Genomic DNA, 20,928 nt, shown 5'->3' with positions numbered 1-20,928 from the left:
TCTCCAAACCTTCAATAGACAGGTGGCGAAACCACCCAGATGACCACCGCCGGCTCCGCACCGGGATTGCGCCAGCGGAACGGCTTGCCGTCGAAGCGAAAGGAGTCGCCTTCGCCAAGCCGGTGCCAGACGCCTGATATCTCGATGTCGAAGCTGCCGGAAGCGACATATCCGGCTTCCTCCGTCGGCCGGCGGGCTTCGGTCTTCAGTTCAGCACCCGGCGCGAAGACCGAACGCAGCATCTCGAAACTACCGCCGAGATCGGGCGAAAGAAGCTCCTCCACCAGGCCGGAATCGCTTGTGCCAAGCGTGCGGCGGCTGCCGGCGCGCACGACCACGCCGCGCTCGTTCTCGACGGGCACGTCGTGGCTGAAGAACAGGCTGACCGGCACGCCGAACAGTTCCGCGAAGGCCCTGAGATCGCTAAGCGATGGTATCGACAGGCCGCGCTCGACCTGACTGACCCAGCCGACCGAGCGGCCGAGCTTCAGGCCGGTCTCGGCAAGCGTCAGCCCGCGCGCCCTGCGCAGCGCCCTGATATCGCCGGCCAGCAGCCGTTCGCGGTTTTCCTGCTCCGATCTGACGGCGGTTGAGGTCAAAGCTTTTTTCTCGGTAAAAATCTCTATGGTGAAAATTCCCCCTTGGTGAAAAATTGAGGGCAAATTTCATCAGGGGTCAGGTTCGTGAAAAAATCAAGATAATTTTCATGAGGCCACAAGATTTGCTTGCGCCGTTTTGACGGTTCAGGCAAAGGCTCGGCCACGAACGGCGAGTGAGGGCGTCCGGTCGAGGCTTGCGTTAGAGCGCCATGCGTCAAATTGGACCGCAATGGTGCTCTCTCATTTCTAGACGGCGCATGTATCCTTTCCGGAATCAATTCCGGTTTCCGGGCACGCGCAAAGGGACGCCCATGCTGGAAAACAGGACAAAGATTACGGATGGCGCGGCGATCGTTGACGAGGCGATCACGTCGCGCCGTTCGGTGCGGGCGTTCCTGCCCGACATGGTCGACGACGAGACGATCCGCGCCATCCTCGGCGTTGCCGCGCGGGCGCCTTCGGGCACCAACATGCAGCCCTGGCGCGTCTACGTCACCAAGGGCGAGGTCAAGCAACGGATCAGCGACGCCATCCTCAACTCCGGTATCCGTGCCGAAAAGGCCGAGTGGGACGAGTATCGCTACTACCCGGACCAGTTCTTCGAGCCCTATCTGACCCGGCGGCGGGCCAACGGCTTCGGCCTCTACAGCGTGCTCGGCATCGGCCGGCGTGAGGTCGACAGGATGCGCGCCCAGCACGACCGCAACTTCGTCTTCTTCGACGCGCCGGTCGGCATGATCTTCACCGTCGACCGGCGGCTGAACAAGGGGTCGTGGATCGATTACGGGATGTTCCTGCAGAACATCATGGTGGCGGCGCGGGGCAGGGGCCTGCACACCTGCCCGCAGGCGGCCTTTGCACCCTATCACAAGCAGATCAGGCCGGTGCTCAACATTCCCGACGAGGAGATCGTCGTCTGCGGCATGGCGCTTGGCCGTGAGGACATATCCAAGCCCGAAAACGCGTTCCGCACCGACCGCGCGCCGCTGGAAGAGTGGGTGACGTTCGCCACGTGAGGTGACGATACGCCGTCCCGGTCTACTGCACTTCGTAGCCGACTTCCTCGCTGGCGTGACAGAGCGCTTTCCAGAATGCGCGCGCAAACGAGCGGAATACATAGATGTCGAACTGGTCGGCGCCGGTGCGCTGGATCTGGGCGAAGACGTCATGATGCATGGTCGAGCGGCCGGCACCGACCGGGAAGGCCGGCAGCGCGAAGTCGATGGCGAAGAACTTTGCCAGCACCCATTCGGTCTTCGGTCCGGCAATGCGGATCGCGGTGCGGCCGTGCGACAGGTCGGTCACCGTGCCGATCGCCGGGGTGACGACATTGGCAAAGGCCGATGCCAGGCCCTCGGCCTCGTCGACCACGGTGAATTTTCCCGGTGCAAAACCGAACACCGACCTCACGCCGTCGGTGCTGCCGGCGCCGGCGCCATCGGGCAGCGCAAGGCCGGTAACAGTGCGAATGCCTGCTATCAACGCCTTCTCCTGGCCCGGCCAGGCAGCGAGCTGCAGGATCGATCCCGGCCTGGTTTCGGAGAGGATGACCTCGATGCCGTGTTCGAAATCGCCATGCGAGCCGGTGCGCAGCTCCAGTTCAAGCGGGGATTGGCGCTCAACCATGCATGCGGCTCCCGTCCGGATCAAAGAAGTGGTTGGAGACGATCTCGACCGGGCCGAACCGGTTGCGGAGGGGATCGGAGATATGGGCGCGCGTGCCGCGCCGTGCCTTGCCGCCCTTGACCAGAGCGAGCGCGATGTACTTGCCGAGCGCCGGCGAATAACAGCAAGCGGTGATGTGGCCGATGGAATCGTGCGGATTGGCTTCGTCAAGCGCTTCGACGATGTGGGCGCCGCCGTTGAGCGGCTGGTTGTCCAGCGAAATCAGGCCGACGAGTTCCAGGCGGCCAGGCGCGATCAGGCCCTCGCGATCCATCATCGCCGAGCCGATGAAGGGCTTCTTCCTGGACAGCATCCAGTCGAGATGCAGGTCGCGTGCGGTGGTGCGGCCGTCGATCTCGGCGCCGGTGACGTGGCCTTTCTCGATGCGCAACGTGCCAAGCGCCTCAAGCCCGTAAGTCACCAGTCCGAACGGCTTGCCGGCTTCGATCAAGGCTTCCCAGACATGGGCGCCGTAGCCGGCGCCGGAGTAGACTTCGAAGGCCATTTCGCCGGAGAAGGAAAGCCGGCAGATCATCACCGGGACGCCTGATATCTTGCCGTGCACGATGCCCATGAAAGGCAGAGTTGCGTTGTCGACGGCGGTGCCGGTGACGCAAGCAGCAAGGATCTCTCTCGCCCTAGGCCCGCCGATCGCCGCACCCGCCCATTCGTCGGTCACCGAGGTGACATGGACCTTAAGCCCCGGCCAGATGACGTCGAGGAAATACTCCAGTTGCTGCATCACCTTGCCGGCATTGGCGGTCGTGGTGGTCATCAGGAAGTCCTGTTCGCCGAGCCGCCACGTCGTGCCGTCGTCGAAGGCGAGGCCGTCCTCGCGCAGCATCAACCCGTAGCGGGCCTTGCCGACGGCCAATGTCGAGAACATGTTGGTGTAAACCTGGTCGAGGAATTCCGCCGCGTCCGGGCCCTGCACGGCGATCTTGCCCAGCGTCGAGACATCGACGATGCCGGCGCTCTCGCGCGTCGCCCTGGCTTCGCGCACATAGGCCTGCTCGATCGTCTCGCCGGGATGGGCATAGATCATCGGGCGATACCAGAGGCCGGCCGAATACATGGTCGCGCCATTGGCGACGTGCCAGTCATGCATCGGCGTCAACCGTTGGGGCCTCAGGTCGCCGAAACGCTCGGCGGCGAGTGAGCCGATCGACACGGCCGAAAAAGGTGGGCGAAAGCGTGTCGTGCCGACTTCGGGAATCGGCTTGCCCAGCGCCTCGGCCATGATGGCGAGGCCGGGTATGTTGGAACTCTTGCCCTGGTCGGTCGCCATGCCGAGCGTGGTGTAGCGCTTCAGATGCTCGACCGAGACGAAGCCTTCGCGATGTGCAAGCCGTACATCCTCCGCGGTCACGTCGTGCTGGAAATCGACGAAGCTTTTTCCATTGGCCCTGATCTCGAACACCGGCGCCGGGTCGGGACCGCCGGGTGCGGCTTCGACGACCGGCAGGGCCGTTGGCGCACCTGTTCCACCTGCCGCCGAAAGCCCGGCGGCGCGGCCTTCGGCGATTGCCTCGGCGGTGGAAAAGCTGCCGGTGAAAGCGCCGGCGCCAATCCATTGCTGGGTTGGCCATCGCTGTGTTGGCCATTGATGGGTTGGCTTCGGTGGCAGGAAGGCTTGCCGGGCGGCATTCCATTCCGCCTTGGCGCCGGCCTGGCTGGCCAGATGGATGGTCGGCGACCAGCCTCCCGATATCAGCAGGCAGTCGGCTTGAATGCTGCGCGCCTCGCCGGCAAGCGCGCCGTTGACCATGTCGAAGCGCTGCACCTTGACGCCGGACAGCGCCTTGCCGCCTTCGGTGGCGACCACGGCGTGACCGAAAAGGATCTTGGCTTCCGCTTCATCGGCGAGCTCGCGCATCTCGCTCGAAAGCTCCGGCCGCACGTCGACGATCGCGACAATCGCCGCGCCGGCCTTCTTCAGCGCCAGGGCGGAGCGATAGGCGCTGTCATTGTTGGTGAACAGTGCGATCCTGTTGCCCGCCAGCACGCCGTACTCGTTGGCGTAGCGCTCGGCGGCATGCGCCAGCATCACTCCCGGCCGATCGTTGCCCGGAAACACCAGCGGCCGCTCGAAGGAGCCGGTGGCCAGCACCACCGACTTGGCGCGAATGATCCAGTAGCGATGGCGTGGTTCGCCCTTGCCGGGCCTCTCCTTGTGGTCGGCAACCCGTTCAAGCGCGGCGAGCGTGTTGCCGTCGTAATAGCCCCAGACCGTGGTGCGTGGCAGCAGGCGGACATTCTCATAGCCTTCGAGCTGGCCGGCGGCTCGCGCTGCCCAGTCGGCCCCAGGCATCCCGTCGATCGTCTCGCCCGACCAGTTGGCCGAGCCGCCGAAATGCGGTTCGAGTTCGCTGAGGATGACACGCGCGCCCTGATCGGCGGCTGCCCTGGCGGCCATCAGTCCGGCCGGACCGGAACCGACCACCAGCACATCGCAGAAGGCGTTCATGCGCTCGTAACGCGCCGTGTCGGCAGCTGTCCCGGCGCGGCCGAGACCGGCGGCGCGGCGGATGAAATGCTCGCAGAACATCCAGAAACGCGTGCTCTTCAGCGGGCCGATCGCGGGCCCCATGAAGGTCTTGTAATAGAAGCCGGCGGACAGAAGCTTGCCGCCGAGCTGGTTGGCGGCGCTGACATCCCAGGCCAGCGATGGAAAGCGGTTCTGGCTGACGGCGGTCAGCCCATCATGGATCTCGACCATGGTCGCGGCGATGTTGGGCTCGCGAACCTCGCCCCGCAACACCGTCACTAGGGCGTTCGGTTCCTCGACGCCTGCTGTCAGCACCCCGCGAGGACGGTGATATTTGAACGAGCGTCCGAACAGGGTGACGCCATTGGCCAGCAGCGCTGAGGCAAGCGTGTCGCCGGCATGGCCGGTGTAAGGCGCGCCGTCGAAGGTGAACCGGATGGTTCGCAGCCGGTCGATCCGGCCACCGGCATCGGTGCGGCGCGGGCTCATGACTTGCCCTCCGCCTTGTGCCGGGCAGCCACTTTGTGGTCGCCGCGCGTGAACGCGACGCTGGAGATCTCGTGTGTCAGCGTGTTGCGCACGACCCTGAGATGGGCGCGGCAGCCGCCGGAATGCTGCCAGATCTCGGTGTGGTCACCCGCCGGGTTCAATCGGTCATAGACATAGGCGTTCCAGGCATCGAGGTCCTGCGAGGCAGGCTGAGGGCGCTCGCGGTTGCCGTCACCCTGATAGGTGAACTCGATGACGTCGCGCGGGCCGCAATAGGGGCAGGTAATCAGCATGCGATTGTATCTTCTCGTTTGACCATGATCTTGGCCGAAAACCGGTTTCCACTCTTTGTTACGCCGACCTGCGGTTCGGGATCATGGTCTAATGCAACCGCGGCGTCGCGCCCTGGCCCTTGTCGTCGATCACCAGGCCGCGATGGAAGCGATCCAGCGTGAAGGGCGCGTTGATGTCGTGCGGTTCATCCTTGGCTATGGTCCACGCAAAGCACCAGCCGGAGGCCGGCGTCGCCTTGAAGCCGCCGTAGCACCAGCCGCAGTTGAGATACATGCCCGGCAGCGGGCCGGTGGTGATGATGGGAGAACCGTCCATCGACATGTCGCAGACGCCACCCCAGGAGCGCAGCATGCGAACCCGGGCGAGACCCGGAAACAGCGCCAGCATCTCGCTCATCACCTCGTCGACAACAGGCAAACTGCCGCGCTGGGCGTAGCTGTTGTAGCCGTCGAGGTCACCGCCATAGACAAGGCCGCCCTTGTCCGACTGCGACATGTAGAAATGGCCCATGCCGAAAGTCAGGACCGTGTTGATGAACGGCTTCAGCGATTCCGTCACGAAGGCCTGCAGCACGTGGCTCTCGATCGGCATCGTATCGATGCCGGCGAGCCGCATGACCTGCCCGGTGCTGCCGGCCACCGCGACCGCCACCTTCCTGGCGCGGACCTCGCCGCGCGAGGTCGTGACGCCCGATATGCGGTCGCCGTCGCGCAGGAAGCCGGTGACCTCGCAATTCTCGATGATGTCGACGCCACGGCGGTCGGCGCCGCGCGCATAGCCCCAGGCGACGGCATCGTGCCGGGCGGTGCCGGCGCGCCGCTGCATCAGCCCGCCGACGATTGGGAAGCGCGCCGTGGCGGAGACGTCCAGCGCCGGCACCAGGCGCGCGATCTCGGCCGTGGTCATCAGTTCGGCGTCGACGCCGAGATGGCGCATGGCGTTGCCGCGGCGGGCAAAATCGTCGAGCTGGGCGGGCGTGTGCGCGAGGTTGAGGCAGCCGCGCTGCGAGAACATGACGTTGTAGTTGAGGTCGTGCGACAGGTTCTCCCACAGCTTCATCGAATGTTCGTAGAAGCGCGTGTTGGCAGGCAGCAGGTAGTTGGAGCGGACGGCTGTCGTGTTGCGGCCGACATTGCCGGAGCCGAGCCAGCCCTTTTCCAGCACTGCCACGTTGGTGATGCCGTGCTCCTTGGCGAGATAATAGGCGGTCGACAGGCCATGGCCGCCGCCGCCGATGACGATCACGTCGTAGGACGCCTTCGGGTCCGGCTTGCGCCAGGCCGGTTTCCAGTCCTTGTTGCCGGTCAGCGCATTTTTGAGAAGCGAGAAGGCCGAATATTCCGCCATTCTTTTTGTTGTCCGTTCTGGCTTTTCGTCAGCCGTTTTGGGCGATGCGGCACATTATAGAGCAGGCCGCTGCCGCAAAGCCAATATTGCGCCATCGCTTTTCGACTGGCCGACTCCGAAGGGCGGGCAGGGCGGGACGGCTTGCTCCCCGGTATCAGCGTCTTTATCAAGGGCAAGCTTTAGAACGCCTTACCGCCTGTGAGTCGCCAAACGATCATGCTTTTCCGACTGCTCCGCTTCGTACTGGTCCTGGCGACCGTCGCCTCGGCGCCGCTGTCGATTGATGCGGCGGCGCAGGGGCTTGACCAGGCTGCCTCCGGAGTGGTCGCCGACCAGCAGAAAATCCTGCAGGACCTGACGACGAGGACCGACAATCTCGAAGAGAAAATCCAGGAGGACGGTAACGACGACGCCAGGCTTGTCGACATCCGCCTGCAGCTCGAGGAAATGTCGCGAGGTGCGCTGGACAGCGCGCTTGCCTTCCGCCCGCGCCTTTCGGAGATCAACGCAAGGCTCGATCAGCTCGGGGCGCCGCCGGCCGCGGGCCAGCCGACCGAACCCGACATCGTGACCAGCGAACGCCAGGCGCTGGCGTCCGAAAAGGCCGAGATCAATGCTGTCATCGCCGCGGCGCAAAACCTGTCGATCCGCATCAGCGGCCTCATCGCCAAGATCGGCAATATGCGCAGCGAGCTGTTTCGCAACCTGCTCACCAAGCGCTACGTGCTGTCCGACGCGTTGAGCCCTGAGGTCATTTCCGATGCCAATGGTGAATTTACCGGCTTCAACAAGGCAGTGTCGTCGTGGCTGACCTTCGTCTTCAAGTTCAAGTTTCAGGCCGTGCTGGCCGCGACCTTGACGGCGCTTTCCCTGGCGGCGGTGCTTTTTGTCGGTGGGCGGCGTTTGTTCGGGCGTGTCTTCGAAGCGGACCCGTCGGTCGAAGATCCGTCCTATCTCAGCCGGTTGTCGGTGGCGTTCTGGTCGACATTGCTGCCCACGCTGGCGGTCGGCGTCTTCCTGGTCTCGACCGTGTTCTTTTTCAACTACTACAATGTGTTGCGCGGCGACATTGGCGTTTTCCTGAATGCGCTGGTCGGGGTCATCGCGGTGGTGTTCTGCGTCAACCGACTGGCCAATGCGACGTTGGAGCCGCGGCTGCCGAACTGGCGGCTCATCCCCGTTGAATCAGGCCCGGCACGCTGGCTGGTGCGGCTGACGACCGCCATGGCGGTGGTGATCGGCGTCAACTATTTCCTGTCGGTCGTCAACGACACGATGGGCTCGCCGCTGTCGCTGACCATCGCCAGAAGTTTTGTCGCCACCGTCATCGTCGGCATCATCCTGATCCTGATGGCGCTGCTGAAGCCGTTCAAGGCCACCGACGGAAGCTGGCGCCCCTGGCCGGCGTGGCTGCGCTACACCGCTGTCGCGCTAGGCCTTTTCACCATTGCCACGGCGCTGCTCGGCTATATCGGCCTTGCCATCTTCGTCTCGCTGCAGGTCGTGGTCACCGGTACCATTCTGGTGACCGCCTATATCGGCTTCCTGTCAGCGCGGGCGATCAGCGAGGAAGGTGGCTTTGCCAACACGTCGATCGGGCGCTGGCTATCGACCAATTCCAGTTATGAGGAGTCCGCGCTCGACCAGCTCGGCCTGGTCGTCAGCGTCGCCATCAACCTGATGATCGTGCTGGTGTTCCTGCCGCTGATCCTGTTGATGTGGGGCTTCCAGCCCGGCGACATCGAGGCCTGGGCCTACAAGCTGGCGACGGGCCTCACCGTCGGCTCCGTGACGATCTCGGTGACCGGCATCCTCACCGGCATCGTCGTCTTCATCATCGGCTATTTCCTGACGCGCTGGTTCCAGGGCTGGCTCGACGGCTCGGTGATGGCCCGCGGCAAGGTCGATACCGGCGTGCGCAACTCGATCCGGCTGGCGGTCGGCTATGCCGGCGTCGCGCTCGCAGCCCTCGTCGGCGTCTCGGCGGCGGGCATCGATCTCTCCAACCTGGCGCTTGTCGCCGGCGCCCTGTCGCTCGGTATCGGCTTTGGCCTGCAGAATGTCGTCTCCAACTTCGTCTCCGGCCTGATCCTTTTGGCCGAGCGGCCGTTCAAGGTCGGCGACTGGATCGTCGCCGGTGAGATCAGCGGCACGGTCAAGAAGATCAGCGTGCGCGCTACCGAGATCGAGACGTTCCAGCGCCAGTCGGTGATCCTGCCCAATTCAAACCTGATCAACAATGCCGTCGGCAACTGGACGCACCGCAACAAGCTCGGTCGCATCGACATCAAGGTCGGCGTCGCCTACGGCTGCGACGTCAAGCAGGCCCACGCTGTGCTGTTGGAGATTGCGCGCGGCCATCCGCTGGTGCTGAAAAATCCGGAACCCTTCGTGCTGTTCACCAATTTCGGGGCGGCCGCTCTCGAATTCGAAATCCGTGTGTTCCTGGCCGACGTGATGAACGGCAACATCGTGCAGAACGACATTCGGTTTGCCGTCCTCGATGAGTTCGCCGATCAGCATATCGAAATTCCATCGGCGCCGCGCGCCGTCGTCGAGACTAAGAAGCATGAGGCGTGGCCGATCGATGACGACAAGATCGAAGTCGATTTTGCCGAACAGGAGCAAGCAAAGGCGGAAGCCGTGGCCGAGACGAAACGCCTGGCCAGATCCGGGCGCAAGACTCGCAAGCCGGATCCCGATTAGGGTAAATTGATATTCAGCCGGCCTGCGAACGGCTGATACCTGCGCTTCCGACGCAGCCAAAGCAATTGCGGCATGAATGCGGCATTCAGTTGCCGTTCAGCTGGCATCTCATATAAGCTCACATGCAAACGGCGAGAATGCCTTGCGAGATGCAACAGAGGCGGTGGCAACACCGATATTGCAAATGTGGAAGTCGCTCGTCGCCGCCATCGCTTTTCTTGCCGTGGGCGGTTCAGCCTTTGCCGCCAGCGCGACCAACAAGGACGCCGAGACCCGCACACTCGTCGTGACCGAAGGCGGTGGCAAGACGGAGCTGGCGCTGGCCGCCGGCGAAACCGCTGAATTCTGCCCGACCGGCTGTTTCGTTACCATGCCGAATGGCGACCTCGAAGCGCTGACCGGTTCGGAAACAATCGAAATCTCTGGCGGCGTCGCCCGCATCAAGTAACCGCGTCAAAAAACGTTGACTAGTTTTTGGAAGGCCGGGCAAATGCCCGGCCTTTGATCGTTTCGGGTTATCGAAACTTAACGATGAAAGGGAAAATACCGTCACGCAAGCCAGGCCGGGCCGGACGCTTTAACGATCGCTGCGCTGTTGCCCGCTATATCGGGCCGAAGACGCCGAAGCATGGGGTTTTGGATCGGCGCCTGATCCTTTCCGAAAGGTCGGCTTTCGGGATCATGCGCTTTTAGGCAGGGCAACGATGAATGGATGCGCGGTCGGACAGGAACGCAATCCCGCTTGCTGTCGATCTCGACGGCACGCTGATCGCGACGGACCTGTTGTGGGAAGGTCTGTTCATCCTTCTCAAGAAGAATCCGCTCTATGTTTTCCTGGTGCCGTTCTGGCTCGCCGGCGGGCCGGCGCGGTTGAAGCAGGCCATCGCTCAACGCATCGACATCGATCCTGCGTCGCTGCCCTACCGCGAGGCGCTGCTTCAGCGCCTTCGCACCGAACATGGCGAAGGCCGCAAGATCGTGCTGGCGACCGGGACGCCGCGTAAATTCGCCGAGGCGATCGCCGCACATCTCGGGATATTCGATCGCGTCCTGGCGACTAACGGCCCCCACAACATGACGTCAGGCAGAAAGCGCGCCTCGCTTGTCGCCGCCTATGGCGATGGCGGCTTCGACTATGCCGGCAACAGCCGGCACGACCTTAGGGTATTCGACGCCGCGCGCACGGCAATCGTCGTCGCGCCCGACCGTCATGCCGCGCGCTGGCAGGCCGCGCACAGTGCTGAAATCATGCCGGCGCCGAAACCGACATTCAGGACCATCGTCAAGATGCTGCGCGTTCATCAGTGGCTGAAAAACTCGCTGATCGCAGTGCCGATGGTGCTGTCGCACGAATACTTCAACGCCGACATGATCTGGGAATGCCTGCTGGCATTCGTCTCGTTCAGCGCAGTCGCTTCCGCCATCTACATCCTCAATGATTTCTTCGATCTCGCGCTCGACCGCAAACACCTGACCAAGCGCAACCGGCCATTCGCCAGCGGCGCGCTGTCGATCCCGTTCGGCCTCGGTTCAATGATGGTGCTGCTCGCAACAGGCGTTGCTGCAGGGCTTCTGCTGCCGATCGAATTCCTCGGCGTGCTCGGCGGCTACATGGTCATCACCACCGGCTATTCGCTGTCGTTCAAGCGCATGCTTCTGATCGACGTGCTGATATTGGCCGGTCTCTACACCATCCGCGTTCTGGCTGGCGCCGCGGCGACCGGCGTCGACGTCTCGTTCTGGCTGCTGGCCTTCTCGATCTTCTTTTTCCTGTCGCTGGCGCTGGTGAAGCGGTTTGTCGAGCTGCGCACGACTGCCATTCCGGCCGGCGAGCGCATTGCCGGCCGCGGCTACCGCACCGAAGACCAGGAGATCGTCGCCCAGGCGGGCATGGCGTCGGCCTTTTCCTCGGCGCTGGTGCTGGCGCTCTATATGGACAGCGCTGCGGTGCGCGAACTTTATCCGCATCCTTGGCTGGTCTGGCCGCTGGCGCCGATCGTGCTTTACCTGACCATGCGCGTCTGGATTCTCGCCCGCCGCGACCAGATGCATGACGATCCGGTCGTCTTCATCATCCGCGACTGGCGCAGCCAGATCGTCGTGCTCATCGGCGCTGTATTTCTGGTCGTCGGAGGCTGGTAGGCGTGGGGCAGGAGCGGTTCCAGAGCTTCGGTCTTGCCACGCCACCGGCACTCAATGTGATCCCGGCGGACGACGCTGTTGCGTTGCTGAAGAGCGGCAAGGCGACAAGAAACGCTTTGCTCGCCTACGGCAACGGCCGCTCCTATGGCGATTCCTGCCAGAATGGGGCCGGCACGATCATCGATATGCGGCCGCTGAACAGTATCCGCGCCTTCAATGCCGAGACCGGCGTGATCGAGGCCGAGGCCGGCGTGCTTCTGTCCGACATCATCGCCCATGCAGCGCCATACGGCTTCTTTCCCGCCGTCGTTCCGGGCACGCAGTTCGTCACGCTCGGCGGCGCCATCGCCAACGACGTTCACGGCAAGAACCATCACCGGCGCGGCACCTTCGGCTGCCACGTCGAATCCTTGACGCTGCTCAGATCGGACGGGCAGGCCCATTACTGCTCGGCCACCGAGAATGAACGCCAGTTCGCGGCGACGATCGGCGGCATGGGGCTGACTGGGCTGATACTGTCCGCATCGATCCGGCTGATGCGGGTGTCATCGCTCGACATCGTCGAGAAGGTGACGCCGTTCCGTGATCTCGGCGAGTTCTTCGAACTTGCGGAAGCGGCCGATCAGGCCAACGAATACGTCGTCGCCTGGATCGACCAGCTTGCCGGCGGCCACAGTCGCGGCCGCGGGCTGCTGTTCACCGGCAATCACGCCGAGCATGGCTCCCATCTGGCCTTGCGTGCCAGTGGAAATCTTTCGGTGCCGTTCCAGCCGCCGTTCAACGTGCTCAACCGGCCGTTCCTGACTGTCTTCAATGCCGCCTACCGGTGGAAAAAAGGCCGGTCGACGGCGCCGCGCCAAGTCGGCTACCAGGGTTTCTTCTTTCCGCTCGACGGCGTCGGCAACTGGAACCGGCTCTATGGACCGAATGGGCTTTTCCAGCACCAGAGCGTGATGCCGCAAGACGTCGCGCGCCGAGTGGTGCCGGCGTTGCTTGCGGCGGCAAAACGGGCCGGGCAGGGCTCGTTCCTCACCGTCCTGAAGCGCTTCGGCGGGGTCCGCTCGCCGGCACTGCTGTCGTTCCCGCGGCCGGGTTTCACGTTGACGCTGGATTTCCCCAACCGTGGCCGGGCGACGCTGGCGCTGCTGAAGGAACTCGACCAAATCACAGTCGAGGCCGGTGGGGCGGTCAATCCCTACAAGGACGCCCGCATGGGCGACGACGTTTTCGCAACCTCCTTTCCGGAATGGCAACGCCTCGAAGCGATCCGCGATCCCGCCTTCATGTCGAGTTTCTGGGCGCGAACGGCGAAAAAGCTCGAGGCGCGACACGGAACCGCCGAAGCCGCGGAATAGATAACATTCGAATAGTTCGTGGTTAATGCGTCGAAAACTCAAGCTTTCCTCAAGACTTTTTGTGCGTCACGAAATGTTTGGAAGTTTTCAATAGAACGGGGAAGGCTTGATGGGAAAAACATGAAATACATCGTCTTCATTCTGTTCACGGTCATGACCAATGCCGCCGCGCAACTCATGCTGAAGCAGGGCATGATGTCACTCGGTTCGATTTCCTTCGAGGGCGCCAATCCGTTGCTGAAGCTGTTGCAGATCGTCTTCACCCCATGGGTTTTCCTCGGCCTGTGCACCTTCGTCATCTCGATGGCGTCGCACCTCTATGTGCTGTCCAAGGTAGAGCTCAGCTTCGCCTATCCGTTCCTCAGTCTCGCCTATGTCGCCGTTGCGATCTTCGCCTATTTCATCTTCCGCGAAGACCTCAATGGCTGGCGCATCGCCGGCATCGCTTTCATCTGCGTCGGCACGGTGCTGATCGCCCAAAGTGGCCGGGATTTGGGTGGTCGCGGGCATGACGAGGAAACGGCCTCCCTTTCGTCCGACAAGATTCACAGTGGGATCGTTCGATGAGACATGTGATCTTCGGCGGCGACGGTTTCGTCGGCCGCCACCTTACCCCGAAACTTCTGGCCGATGGCGAGGAGGTGGTCGTCGCCGATATCGCCAAAAGCGACCTGCCGCATTACCGCTCGGTCCTATATGTCGGGTGCGACGTCACCGATCCGGCCTCGGTCGCTTCGGTCGGGCTGAAGGCCGACGACATGGTCTACAATCTGTCGGCGAAAATGCTATCGCCGATCCAGGTGCGCGCCAAGCGCCACGAATTCTTCTTTCCGGTGAATTTCCACGGCACCGAGCACATCATGCAGGCGATGGACAGAGCCGGCGCGCCCAAGCTCGTCCATTACACGACCGACATGATCTACGGCCACACGGTCACGCAACCGATGACCGAGGAGCACCCTGTCGCGCCGCTCGGCGAATATGGATGGTCGAAGCAGAAGACTGAGGAGCTGGCCGTCGAATGGCGCAAGCGCGGCATGTCGATCTCGCTGTTTCGGCCGCGCCTGATCATCGGCCCCGGCCGCCTCGGCATCCTCGAAAAACTGTTCAAGCTGATCGACTGGAACCTTCCGGTGCCGATGATCGGCTCGGGCAAGAATCCGTATCAGTTCATCTCGGTGTTCGATTGCGCCGAGGCGGCGCGCGCCGCGTGGAAGGCCGGCGTGCCTGATGAGGCCTATAATCTCGGCTCGCTCAATCCGCCGCCGGTCCGTAAACTGCTCGGCGACCTGATCAGGCATGCCGGCTCGAAATCGATCCTGATCCCGACCCCGGGCTGGGCGGTCAAGCGCACGCTCGACCTGCTCGACCTCTTGAACATGCCGATCATGGATCCGGAGCAGTATCTGATCGCCGACGAGGATTGCGTGCTCGACGTGTCCAAGGCCGAACGCCATCTCGGCTGGGTGCCGCAATATCGCGACGAGGACATGCTGATCGCCGCCTACAGCGAATATCGCGCCAAGAAAGACGGCCATGCCGTCGCCGCCAAACACGTGCCCGCCGAGTGAAGGGCCAGCAGGAGATTCTTGAGATGACCGTCATGACCAAGCCAGACCACACGACTGCGCGCGCCACGGTCAGCGTGCCGGCGCTTTCGCCCGCCATCCCCGCCAAGCCCGATCTGATCAGCGTCGAGCAGGCCAAGTCGATGGACGTCGCGCGCATGACCGACCTGTTCAAGGCGCATCTCAACCCCGGCCAGCTGCATTTCATGAAACTGCTCGGCTTCCACAAGATCAAGATCGAGCGCGCCGAAGGCATGTTCTACATCGATCAGAACGGCCGCAAGATCCTGGATTTCTTCGGCGGCTTCGGCTCGCTGGCTTTTGGCCACAATCATCCGCGCCTTCTCGAGGCGCGCAAAAAGTTCCAGGAGGAGAAGCGGCAGGAGATCGCCATCGCCTTCATGTCGCAATACGCGGCAGCGCTGGCGCACAATCTCGCCAAATGCTCGCCCGGCGACCTCGACATGGTGTTCCTGGGCTCGTCCGGCTCGGAAGCCATGGAGGCGGCGGTGAAGCTCGCAGAGCGCGCTGCCGGCCCGAAGCGGCCGAAAATCGTCTATGCCGAGAATTCCTTCCACGGCAAGACCAAGGGCGTGCTGGCGATCACCGACGGCTCGCTCTATCGCGCCGACTTCAAGATGGCCGACAATGTCGTGCGCATTCCGTTCGCCGACATCGAAGCGGTCGAGCGCACGTTCCGCTCCGATCCCGAGGTCGGCGTCATCGTGCTCGAAACCATCCAGGGCGGTGGCGGCATCATCCAGGCGCCTGCCGAATACTGGCAGAAGCTGCGTGCGCTATGCGACCAATACGGTGTTCTGTGGGTCGCCGACGAGGTGCAGTGCGGCTATGGCCGCTCCGGCCGCTTCTATGCCTTCGAGCACTACGGCGTCGTTCCGGACGTCACGGCGCTGGCAAAGTCGCTCGGTGGCGGCAAGGCGGCGGTCGGCGCGATGATCGCCAGGCGCGAGGTCTATATGAAGGCCTATGGCACGCCGAAGACGGCGATGATCCACGCCATGGCCACTTTCGGCGGCATGGGCGAGGCCTGCGTCACCTCGATCGAGGCGCTCAACGTGCTTTACGACGAGGGTCTGATCGACAACGCCGCGGTCACCGGCGACTATCTGCTGCAACACCTTCAGGCGTTGAAGGAAAAATACCCGAAGATCATCAAGGAGGTCCGCGGCAAAGGCCTTATGGTCGGGCTGGAATTCCACGACTTTTCGCAGACCTTGCCGATGGTGCTGCGGCCTGTGGTCAGCGTGCTTGACGACAAGCTGAAGGGGTCCTTGTCCGGCTTTGTTGGTGCTTTACTGCTGCGCGATTACGATGTGCTCGTTGCCTTCACCGAATACAACCGCAACGTCATCCGTCTCGAACCGCCGCTGATCTGCCAGCGCGAGCATGTCGACCGCTTCGTCGAGGCGCTCGACAGCCTGTTGTCGCGCGGCATCGTGTCGATCGTGAAGGATTTCGTCAAAAGCCAGGTCCGTTAGCCAGGTGCGCCGAGCGAGACCATGCTGAGCAAGTCTCCGGCTCCGACAAACCTGCTCGACCGGCTGACCAAGGCCGGTCTGGCATGGGGCGAGGGCACCTATGCGCGTCTTGCCGCACCGATCGGGGCGGCTGCCTTCGCGCTCTACGTCCTGCTGACCGCGGCGACGGCATGGTTCATGCCTGACGCCAATTGGGACATGCTGCCCTACCTTGCGATCGCCGAGGAGGGCACCTATCGCGATGTGCGGGCGCTGCACGATTATGCCTATGGCACGGTCAGGGACGGCCTGTCGGCGAGCGACTACAAGGCGCTGACCGATGATGCCGGCGGCTTCCGCAGTCATATGGCCGGGAATGCCGCCGATTTCCATTCGCTGCTCGGCATGTACCGGATCAAGTTCCTTTACGCCGAGATCCTGTCGACGATGAGCTCGGCGATGTCGCCGGTCGAGGCGATGCTGCTACTGCAGGTGTTCTCGGTGCTGCTGTTCGGCGCGATCGCGCTGCTCTGGCTGCGCTCTGAGGGCGCGCTGGCGCTGGCGCCGGTTCTCGGCGCGGTGCTGATCATGGCCGATTTCGGTGACGCGGCGCGGGCGTTGACGCCTGATCTGCTGTGCTCGGCGCTGTTCCTCGGCGGGCTCTTTGCCTATAGGCGCGGTCGTGAAGTGGCCACCGCGATCCTGCTCTTCCTCGCTTTCATGGCTCGGCCCGACAATATTGTTTTCCTTGCTATTTTTGCCGTGCTGCTGTTGGCCTTCCGGCAGAAGGCGTGGGGCGCGCTGGCCGGCTTTGCCGCCTCGCTCGTCGCCTATTTCGCCATCTCGCATTGGGCGCAGCACCCAGGCTGGTGGCCGCATCTGTGGTTCTCCAGCATCGAGCAGCATTACAACATGAACGGCTTCGATCCGCCGTTCTCGGCTGTCGCCTATCTCCGGGCTTTAGCCGCCTCTCTGATCCGTGCCGTCAGCCTGAACAGCTGGGTCGGCATTTCGGTGCTGGCGCTGGCGGGCTGCTATGCGGCAAGCCGCGCCGGCTTCAAGCTCGACCGCCGCGCCGGCATCCTGTTTGCGGCGTTGGTGCTTGGGGTGTTGGCGAAGTTCACCGTCTTCCCGATCCACGACACCCGCATCTACTTTCCCAATTTGATCCCGCCGTTCCTGCTGCTCGCCGGCCCCTTCATGGCGTTGTGGGCAGCGAGCACCAAAGAGCGCGACGCCGCGCCATTGCACGTCATTCCTGGAGACAAGTCATGAGTTCCGTTTCCAGCCTGGCGCGCATCGCGCTGTCGCTCGGCCTCCCCGCTGGCATCCTCGATCGCGGGCCGTCGCTGCGCGGTACGAAGTTCCTGGCGAAGGCGGCGCTGAAGGCGCGCCTCAGTGGGGCAAAAAGGCGGTTCCAGATGGTCAATATCGGCGCCTGCGATGGCGTGTTGTTCGACGATGTGACGCCGTGGCTGCACCGCATCCCACACGCTCGCGCCGTACTGGTCGAGCCGATCCCGCACAACCAGAAGCGGTTGCGCGCCAACTATACCGATACGAGCCGCTTCATCATCGAGCCGGTCGCGGTGACGAAGACCAAGGGAACGATCACGGTCCACACCTTCGATGCCGCCGCACTCGAGGCTGGCACGCTGCCGATCGAGTTCATCGGCTGCTCGTCGGTGACCGACACCAATCTGATGTCGGGCAAGAATGCCTGGGGCCAGGCCGATGCCAACTTCAACAAATTCGCGCCGCACCTCAGGGATATCGAAGTGCCGTCGGAGACATTGCAGACGCTGCTCGACCGCAACAGCATCACCCATATCGACGCCTTCCTTGTCGATTGCGAAGGCGCCGACTGGATCGTCTTCGAGCAGCTCGACCTCGAGCGCTACCGTCCCGGCATGATCAAGGTCGAGGTCGGTGCGTTGCCGGCGGCCGAGATCGGCCAGGTCGTGGTCAAGTTGAAGACCGCCGGCTACCAGGTCGGTTTCCAGGCAGAGGACATCTGGGCTTTCGCCTGAGGGGTAGCCCTTGGCCCGAAAGCAGCTGATCTTTTCGGGTCGCGTCGCACCTGCAGCGTGTCGCAAACAGGCGGTAGCATGGCGGCTGCCGCCTGCATATTGTGCGCCGATCAACGGGCGCCGGTGCCCGCTTTACCACTTTGGAGTCGCGGGCAATGGCAGGGTTTCCGGAAAAGGCGAAGGTCGTCATCGTCGGGCTGGGCGGTATTGTCGGCGCATCGATCGCCAATCACCTGATCGAGCGCGGATGGGACGACATCGTCGGCATCGACAAGTCGGGGATCCCGACCGATATCGGCTCGACAGCGCACGCCTCCGACTTCTGCTACACCACCAGCCATGATTTCCTGTCCTGCTGGACGACGCTCTACTCCATCGATTTTTACGAAAAGATGGGTCATTACGCCCGCATCGGTGGCCTCGAGGTCGCTCGTGTCGGCGATGACGCCCGCATGGCGGAGATCAAGCGCAAGATCGCCTCCGCTAAGGCTTTCGGCACGCGTGCCCGCCTGATCGAGCCGGCCGAGATCAAGCAGAAATTCCCGCTGATCGAAGAAGAGATGGTGCAGGGCGGCCTGTGGGATCCCGATGCCGGCCTCGTCATCCCGCGCTCGCAAACGGTCGCCGGCAAGCTGGTCGACCAGGCGGAAGCCTCCGGCAAACTCAAATCCTTCGCCAACACGCCGGCCAGGTCGCTTATCGTCGAGAACGGTCGCATCAAGGGCGTGGTGACCGATCGCGGCACCATCGAAGCCGACTACGTGATCGTTTGCGCCGGTATCTGGGGCCGGCTGATCGCGGAAATGGTGGGCGAGGACCTGCCGGTCATGCCGATCGATCATCCGCTCACCTTCTTCGGGCCCTATACCGAGTTCGCCGGCACCGGCAAGGAGATCGGCTGGCCGCTGCTGCGCGACCAGGGCAACTCGGCTTACATGCGCGATACCGGCGATCCCAAGACCGCCGAAGGCGGGCAGATCGAGTGGGGCTATTACGAAGAGACCAATCCGCGCCTTTGCCATCCGCGCGACCTTCTGGAGAAGGACCAAGCCCGTCTTTCGCCCTCGCAGCGCGACCTCGACATGGAACAGATCCTGGCGCCGCTCGAGCGCGCCATGGAACTGACGCCGATCCTGGGCGAATTGGGCTACAATGAGAGCCATTCCTTCAACGGGCTTCTGCAGGTGACGGCAGACGGCGGCCCCTCCATGGGCGAGAGCCAGAAGGTGCGCGGCCTCTGGTATGCCGTGGCGATCTGGGTCAAGGACGGCCCCGGCATGGGCAAGCTCATCGCCGACTGGATGACGGACGGCCGGACGTCGATCGACCACCACGCCATCGACTATGCGCGCTTCTATCCGCACCAGACGCAAGAGCAGTTCATCTGGGACCGCTGCACCGAAACGGCGGGGAAAGTCTACAATCCGGCCGTCCATCCGCGCGAGCCCTTCTCCAAGGCTCGCGACGTGCGCCGCTCGCCCTTCTGGGAGCGCGAGAAGGAACTCGGCGGCTATTTCATGGAACTCGGCGGCTGGGAGCGCGTCCATGGCTATGCCGCCAACGAGCACCTGCTCGAGAAATACGGCAACCGGGTGCCGGTGCGCGAAAACGAGTGGGACAACCGCCATTTCTGGCGCGTCTCCAATGCCGAGCATCTCGCCATGAGCGAGGATTGCGGCATCGTCAACCTGTCGCATTTCGCGATGTACGACGTGGAAGGCCCGGATCATGTCGCGCTGATGGAATGGCTGTGCGCGGCCAGGATCGGCGGCGATGCTAACATCGGCAAAGGCATCTATACCCACTTCCTCGACGGCGAGGGCATGGTGCGCGCCGACCTGACCGTCATCCGCATGGCCGACCGCTGCCGCGTCATCGACGGCGCAGATGCCGGCCCGCGCGACTTCCACTACATGCGGCGGACGGCAGCAGACAAAGGGTTCGATGTCGCCATCACCGACGTGACCGAAAAATACGTGACCGTCGGTATCTGGGGTCCGAACGCGCGCTCGACCTTGCAGAAGGTCGTCGAGGACCCCGATGGCCTGACGCCGGAGAACTTTGCCTTTGCCGCAATCAAGCCTGTCAGGATCGCCGGCAAGGACGTGACCGCTTTTCGCATCTCCTATGTCGGCGAGCAGGGCTGGGAACTGCATATGCGATACGAAGACGGCCTGGCCGTATGGGATGCTTTGCGTTCGACCGGCGTGATGGCTTTTGGCGTCGAGACCTATGCCAACAGCCGCCGCATGGAGAAGAGCCTGCGCCTGCAGAATGCGGATCTTTTGACCGAGTACAATCTGCTGGAGGCCGATCTTGCCCGCCCGAAGGTCAAGGAGGCCGATTTCAGCGGCAAGGCAAAGCATCTGGACTATCGCGCCCGCGCGCATCAGCCGGCCATGCTCTGCACGCTTGTCATGACGGACAATGTCGATTCCAGGGGCGTGGCCCGCTATCCCGTCAGCACGATGCCGGTGATGGACCCGCAAACTGGTGAGACGCTGGTCGACGAACTCGGTCGCCGATCGTTCACGACCTCGGTCGCCTACGGCCCGACCATCGGCAAGAACATTGCGCTCGCCTATCTGCCGTGGGCGTATTGCCAGGAGGGCCGCAAGCTGGATGTCGAGTATTTCGGCGAGAAATACCCGGTCGAAGTGGCCGCCGTCGGGTACAGGCCGCTCTACGACCCGGAGAACCTCAAGCCACGCAGCTGAGCCTCCCACAATAGAAGGTGAAGGCGGACTCGCAAAAACGTGAATGCAAG

The 20,928-nt window shown here is 63.2% G+C and carries 16 protein-coding genes; 11 read left to right on the top strand and 5 right to left on the bottom strand.

Translation table 11 applies throughout. From position 1 onward, the window contains the following. Positions 1–11: 11 nt before the first annotated feature. A complete protein-coding gene (locus tag M727_RS0122355) occupies positions 12–599 on the bottom strand; it encodes an XRE family transcriptional regulator (protein ID WP_027154521.1) in 588 nt (195 codons plus the stop codon). A gap of 311 nt (positions 600–910) precedes the next feature. On the opposite strand from M727_RS0122355, the gene M727_RS0122350 reads away from it, so the two are divergent. Next, positions 911–1,615: a nitroreductase gene (locus M727_RS0122350; RefSeq protein WP_027154520.1), complete on the top strand. Its 705-nt coding sequence runs from the start codon at positions 911–913 to the stop codon at positions 1,613–1,615. A gap of 22 nt (positions 1,616–1,637) precedes the next feature. Here the strand turns inward: M727_RS0122350 and M727_RS0122345 are convergent, their stop codons facing one another. The 4 genes from M727_RS0122345 to M727_RS0122330 all read right to left on the bottom strand — a co-directional run bounded on the left by M727_RS0122345 (position 1,638) and on the right by M727_RS0122330 (position 6,882). After that, positions 1,638–2,225 carry a sarcosine oxidase subunit gamma gene (locus M727_RS0122345; protein ID WP_027154519.1) on the bottom strand — a complete coding sequence of 196 codons (588 nt, stop codon included), beginning with the start codon at positions 2,223–2,225 and terminating at the stop codon, positions 1,638–1,640. Beyond that, entirely contained in the window at positions 2,218–5,241 is a 3,024-nt protein-coding gene (locus M727_RS0122340; RefSeq protein ID WP_027154518.1) for a sarcosine oxidase subunit alpha, read from the bottom strand. The genes M727_RS0122345 and M727_RS0122340 overlap by 8 nt, the downstream gene beginning before the upstream one ends. Continuing rightward, a complete protein-coding gene (locus M727_RS0122335) occupies positions 5,238–5,534 on the bottom strand; it encodes a sarcosine oxidase subunit delta (RefSeq protein WP_027154517.1) in 297 nt (98 codons plus the stop codon). Before M727_RS0122335 ends, M727_RS0122340 begins: the two co-directional genes overlap by 4 nt. A gap of 88 nt (positions 5,535–5,622) precedes the next feature. After that, positions 5,623–6,882, bottom strand: a complete 1,260-nt coding sequence (locus M727_RS0122330) for a sarcosine oxidase subunit beta (RefSeq protein ID WP_027154516.1) — start codon at positions 6,880–6,882, stop codon at positions 5,623–5,625. 216 nt (positions 6,883–7,098) lie between these two features. Here M727_RS0122330 and M727_RS0122325 point away from each other — a divergent pair, with 216 nt between their 5' ends. From M727_RS0122325 to M727_RS0122280, 10 genes are all read left to right on the top strand, one after another. Next, positions 7,099–9,588 carry a mechanosensitive ion channel family protein gene (locus M727_RS0122325; protein ID WP_027154515.1) on the top strand — a complete coding sequence of 830 codons (2,490 nt, stop codon included), beginning with the start codon at positions 7,099–7,101 and terminating at the stop codon, positions 9,586–9,588. Positions 9,589–9,772: 184 nt separating this feature from the next. Then, positions 9,773–10,036 carry a hypothetical protein gene (locus tag M727_RS0122320; protein ID WP_023798910.1) on the top strand — a complete coding sequence of 88 codons (264 nt, stop codon included), beginning with the start codon at positions 9,773–9,775 and terminating at the stop codon, positions 10,034–10,036. 260 nt (positions 10,037–10,296) lie between these two features. After that, a complete protein-coding gene (locus M727_RS0122315) occupies positions 10,297–11,730 on the top strand; it encodes a UbiA family prenyltransferase (protein WP_027154514.1) in 1,434 nt (477 codons plus the stop codon). Positions 11,731–11,732: 2 nt separating this feature from the next. Continuing rightward, positions 11,733–13,085 (top strand): FAD-binding oxidoreductase, encoded by a 1,353-nt coding sequence (locus M727_RS0122310; RefSeq protein WP_036263019.1) that lies wholly within the window; start codon positions 11,733–11,735, stop codon positions 13,083–13,085. 120 nt (positions 13,086–13,205) lie between these two features. Next, the gene (locus tag M727_RS0122305) at positions 13,206–13,652 is read left to right on the top strand and encodes an EamA family transporter (RefSeq protein WP_027154512.1); all 447 of its coding nucleotides are present in this window, start codon (positions 13,206–13,208) and stop codon (positions 13,650–13,652) included. After that, positions 13,649–14,656 carry an NAD(P)-dependent oxidoreductase gene (locus M727_RS0122300; protein WP_027154511.1) on the top strand — a complete coding sequence of 336 codons (1,008 nt, stop codon included), beginning with the start codon at positions 13,649–13,651 and terminating at the stop codon, positions 14,654–14,656. Before M727_RS0122305 ends, M727_RS0122300 begins: the two co-directional genes overlap by 4 nt. A 23-nt stretch (positions 14,657–14,679) precedes the next feature. Beyond that, the gene (locus M727_RS0122295; protein WP_036263034.1) at positions 14,680–16,152 is read left to right on the top strand and encodes an aspartate aminotransferase family protein; all 1,473 of its coding nucleotides are present in this window, start codon (positions 14,680–14,682) and stop codon (positions 16,150–16,152) included. Between the two features lie 21 nt (positions 16,153–16,173). After that, the gene (locus M727_RS0122290; protein WP_027154509.1) at positions 16,174–17,406 is read left to right on the top strand and encodes a hypothetical protein; all 1,233 of its coding nucleotides are present in this window, start codon (positions 16,174–16,176) and stop codon (positions 17,404–17,406) included. After that, positions 17,403–18,161 (top strand): FkbM family methyltransferase, encoded by a 759-nt coding sequence (locus tag M727_RS0122285; protein WP_027154508.1) that lies wholly within the window; start codon positions 17,403–17,405, stop codon positions 18,159–18,161. Before M727_RS0122290 ends, M727_RS0122285 begins: the two co-directional genes overlap by 4 nt. A gap of 155 nt (positions 18,162–18,316) precedes the next feature. Continuing rightward, on the top strand, positions 18,317–20,878 hold the full coding sequence (locus tag M727_RS0122280) for an FAD-dependent oxidoreductase (protein WP_027154507.1): 2,562 nt from the start codon (positions 18,317–18,319) through the stop codon (positions 20,876–20,878). Positions 20,879–20,928: the final 50 nt, after the last annotated feature.

Source organism: Mesorhizobium sp. WSM2561 (assembly GCF_000513915.1).
Taxonomy (GTDB): domain Bacteria; phylum Pseudomonadota; class Alphaproteobacteria; order Rhizobiales; family Rhizobiaceae; genus Mesorhizobium; species Mesorhizobium muleiense.
Note: the sequence above shows the minus strand (reverse complement) of the source record. Positions and strands in the feature narration are given on the sequence as shown.